Origin of the sequence: Noviherbaspirillum sp. ST9 (assembly GCF_048799745.1) — a bacterium.
GTDB lineage: Bacteria > Pseudomonadota > Gammaproteobacteria > Burkholderiales > Burkholderiaceae_D > Noviherbaspirillum.
The window spans coordinates 1-543 of the sequence record NZ_JBLWFR010000192.1 but is presented as its reverse complement, the minus strand read 5'-3'; the positions used below and the strand labels follow the sequence as shown (position 1 = coordinate 543).

Annotated in this window: 1 pseudogene; it reads left to right on the top strand. The window is 46.0% G+C overall.

From position 1 onward, the window contains the following. Positions 1-543 (top strand): annotated as a pseudogene (locus ACNOHI_RS25470) (glycoside hydrolase family 27 protein); the annotation flags it as partial.

Genomic DNA, 543 nt, shown 5'->3' with positions numbered 1-543 from the left:
TCTTGATAAACAGGATGGCTTAAGGAAGTATGCGGGACCAGGTCACTGGAATGATCCCGATATGCTTGAAATTGGAAATGGAAAACTGACTCCGGGCGAAGACCGGGCTCACTTCTCGATGTGGGCCATGATTGCAGCTCCCCTGATAGCGGGAAACGATTTACGAAGCATGACTAAGGAGACTATAGAGGTGCTTACGAATAAGGAGGTTATTGCAGTGAATCAGGATTCGCTTGGAGTGCAAGGTTTTAAGTACTCCTCAAAAGATAGTGTTGAAACCTGGTATAAACCCTTAAGGAGCGGCGAATGGGCAGTTTGTTTTCTGAACAGAAGCAGACAGGCCAAAGCTATAAAGCTAAACTGGAAGGAAGAAATAGTGAAGGATGATTTGTCTCGTGCTATCCTTGATGCAGGCAGTGCGACTTATGAGATCAGAAATTTGTGGTCACATCAATCGAATGGTACTACAAAAAAAGCGCTTGCCGCAACAGTGCCAGGACATGACGTGCTGATGTTGAGGCTCTCCCGAATTCAGGGCAACTA